The sequence below is a fragment of the Gordonia sp. (in: high G+C Gram-positive bacteria) genome, from assembly GCF_049647785.1.
Classification (GTDB): domain Bacteria; phylum Actinomycetota; class Actinomycetes; order Mycobacteriales; family Mycobacteriaceae; genus Gordonia.
This window is the reverse complement of record NZ_JBARYI010000038.1, coordinates 1-2,547: the sequence shown is the minus strand read 5'-3', so window position 1 is coordinate 2,547 and position 2,547 is coordinate 1. Positions and strand designations below refer to the sequence as shown.

General features: G+C 64.2%; 4 protein-coding genes and 1 riboswitch. Of the genes, 3 read left to right on the top strand and 1 reads right to left on the bottom strand.

Translation table 11 applies throughout. The features are described 5' to 3' along the window. Window positions 1-56 precede the first annotated feature (56 nt). Complete coding sequence (locus tag WBA38_RS05740; RefSeq protein WP_424296218.1) at window positions 57-488, bottom strand: cold-shock protein; 432 nt, start codon at window positions 486-488, stop codon at window positions 57-59. A gap of 110 nt (window positions 489-598) precedes the next feature. On the opposite strand from WBA38_RS05740, the gene WBA38_RS05735 reads away from it, so the two are divergent. The 3 genes from WBA38_RS05735 (at window position 599) to WBA38_RS05725 (ending at window position 2,436) form a co-directional block, all read left to right on the top strand. Then, on the top strand, window positions 599-808 hold the full coding sequence (locus WBA38_RS05735; protein ID WP_424296214.1) for a hypothetical protein: 210 nt from the start codon (window positions 599-601) through the stop codon (window positions 806-808). Between the two features lie 59 nt (window positions 809-867). Continuing rightward, window positions 868-1,341 (top strand): flavin reductase family protein, encoded by a 474-nt coding sequence (locus WBA38_RS05730; protein ID WP_424296215.1) that lies wholly within the window; start codon window positions 868-870, stop codon window positions 1,339-1,341. A 267-nt stretch (window positions 1,342-1,608) separates the two neighbouring features. After that, window positions 1,609-1,793, top strand: a riboswitch (cyclic di-AMP (ydaO/yuaA leader). Window positions 1,794-1,800: 7 nt separating this feature from the next. Next, window positions 1,801-2,436, top strand: coding sequence for a transglycosylase family protein (locus tag WBA38_RS05725; RefSeq protein WP_424296217.1), 636 nt, complete (start codon window positions 1,801-1,803; stop codon window positions 2,434-2,436). Window positions 2,437-2,547: the final 111 nt, after the last annotated feature.

Below are 2,547 nucleotides of genomic sequence, written 5' to 3'. Positions count from 1 at the left end.
CGTCTGACGTAGTGCGGGAATCGACGCATCATGCGAGAACGAGTTTGGGCGGCGCGTTACCGGTCGAGTTCGCGCGTGACGCCGCGAACCACTTCGGAGATACGCTGCGCCGTCTTGCGATCGGGGTAGCGCCCGTTGCGCAGATCAGGCTGCACTTTGCTTTCGAGCAGGGTGATGAGATCGGCGATCAAACCGTGGAGTTCATCAGGCGAGCGCCGCTCGGCGTCGCGTTCGCGACGACCTGCTTCTCGAGCCGCCTCACGCGTATTACGTGCGACGCTGGGCGCAGGTTCGAGCACAGCCACACGCAGCGCCTGCGGCCCACGACGTCCGGCAGCCATGTCGAACTCGACCTTCTGGCCGACCTTCAACTCGCCAACGCCTTCCGGCAGCGCGTCGGCGCGGACGTACACGTCCTCGCCGTCGGTCTGCGACAGGAACCCAAACCCCTTTGCGGAGTCGTACCACTTCACCCGGCCCGTCGGCACAACGATCACCCTCACACTGGTCTGCCACATACAAAAGCGCCTGAGCCCGATGGCAGTCCGAGCAGAGGCGCACTGCACGCGATTCTACCGCCAGGGATACCGTTGATGCCATGCAGACCCAGAAGTCTTCGCGCTTGCTCGCGACGGCCGTCATTCTTTTCGGAATCGGCATGGTCGCCAGCATCGCCCTGCTGTTCCCCGCCGTTCGCGACACCGGCACGGTCATCGTCACGATCGTCTACGTGCTGGCCATGTGCGCGCCCCTCGGATTCTTGTTGGGGCTGATCTTTGCGTTGCTGTCGGGGCGGCGCAGTCGGTGAGCGGAGCCCGCGTCGATCATTACGAGCGACCGTTTCGTCCCGCAACCGACACTGCCACGGTGAAGCGGGCGTTTAGCGCCTACCCGTCGGGCGTCGTCGCAGTGTGCCGCCGCACGGAGGCATCGGATGGGCCGATCGGCATGTCCGCGAGCGCGTTCACGACAGTGTCGTTGGATCCCCCACTGGTGTCGGTTTGCGTCCGAAAAGGATCGACAACCTGGCCCGCACTGCGCAGCGGAACCCTGGGCGTCAGCGTCTTCGCCGCGCACCAGGGCGACATTTGTCGGCAGCTGGCTGGCCCTCCCGCCCAGCGGTTTGACAGTGTGCGGCCAACCACCGACGACTCCGGTGCGGTGTTCATTCCGGGTGCGACGGCGCAACTGGCTTGCACCGTGTTCAACGAGATCGACGCGGGTGACCATCTGTTGATCTTGCTGCGGATCCAGTCGTTGCGGAGCGACCCCGATCTTGAACCCCTGGTGTTTCATGCGAGCAGTTTCCGGGCCCTCGAATCGAGACGGGCACAAGCCTGAGAAGCAGCCGTGTCGGACGTCTCAATTTGGATGTGACGTTTGTCACATAACGGTTGGATAACGAACCGGACACGGGCCGACCATCAGGCCCTGAACAGGGGAGACGCCAACAGTCACGGAAATCGGCCCCTACTCGCCGTTAACATCGCCTTCGCGAAAACGTGAACTGCCGCCGCCAAGTCCGTAGTGTTCGTGTCGGTCGCCATCCTGGTGACCACACCAACGCAGTTGCACCGGTCGCGCCAAGCCTCGCTCCGCCGATGCAACACCCGCAATTTGCAGTTTCAGGAGCGAGGACGGGGGACCCAACATCCTCCGGGACGGTTGGCTACGAAAGTGGACAACCTTGGGGTTAAGTCCCAGTGGCGTCACAACCAGTGACGCCGGTGCGGACCGGGCACCTCTCGCTCGAACCCGACAGCTCACCTCGTAGGCGCGTGGAGAGAGGAAGAAAACGTTATGACCGGACGTCACGCAAAGCAGTCGACGAACACCACCACCAAGACTTTCGCCAAGATTGCCCTCACCGGCGCGATCCTCGGCGGCGGCGCAGCCCTGATGGGCGGCGGCCACGCCTCGGCAGCATCCGATTCCGAGTGGGACCAGGTTGCACAGTGCGAGTCCGGCGGCAACTGGGCCATCAACACCGGCAACGGCTACCACGGCGGGCTGCAGTTCAGCCCGAGCACGTGGTCGAGCCACGGTGGCGGCCAGTACGCCCCGACCGCAGATCAGGCGACCCGCGAGCAGCAGATCGCCGTGGGCGAGCGCGTCCTGGCAACCCAGGGTAAGGGCGCATGGCCGTCGTGCGGTGGCCCGCTGTCCGGCCCGACGCAGCGCACCGCTCCCACGACGCCCGCCAAGCCGGTCAACCCGCTTGCCCCGTCGCAGAAGAGCGACAACGCCCCGAAGACCGACAACGTTAAGTCGTCGGACGAGGCTGTTGCCAAGGTCGACAAAAAGGTCGACGACTCGAACCTGAGCCCCGAGGTCCGCAACGCTTGGAAGGCCGCGAAGAACTCCGGCTACAAGCTGACTCCGGAACAGCTCAACCTGTTCAACCAGAACCAGGGTCTGCTGAACAACATCCGCTGATTCTTGCTCTAGACGAGAGGCCCCCGACCGATGGTCGGGGGCCTCTCGTCTACCTCCTCCCCGTCCCCCACTCCTCGTTCTCGCATGATGCGTCGATTCCCGCACTATGTC